This window comes from Streptomyces sp. NPDC048504 (assembly GCF_043200035.1).
In the GTDB taxonomy this organism is placed as follows: domain Bacteria; phylum Actinomycetota; class Actinomycetes; order Streptomycetales; family Streptomycetaceae; genus Streptomyces.
Genome location: NZ_JBICXA010000004.1, coordinates 1 through 415, shown reverse-complemented (window position 1 = coordinate 415; position 415 = coordinate 1).

Below are 415 nucleotides of genomic sequence, written 5' to 3'. Positions count from 1 at the left end.
CGGGGGCGGGGGGGGGGCCGGGGGGGTTCCCCCCCCCCCCCCCCGGGGCGCCCCCCCCCCCCCCCCCCCGGGGGGGCCCCCCCCCCCCCGGCTCCCAGCGCCCCGAAGGCGACCGAACCAAAAGAGGTGCGCGCGCGGGGGTGCGTCCACAGCACAGGCCCAGGTGTCGAGTGTTTTCAAGACCGGCCCAGGTACGTTCTCGCCTGAAGACTGCCCTGGGTGTCGCGCCGTCTCAACACAGACCGGCCCCACCACCTCGCCGTCAACATGAAGGCACGAGGCCTCGGGCACCCAAGAGACGCCCATTACCTTCTTTGTAGAGCCCGGTTCGGGCTCGTGGCCTCCAGGTCCGGTAGGACTCTTTGCCCCTGTTGTTGATGATCCGGGGGGTGCTGTCGCCGGTCCTGGTGGCACC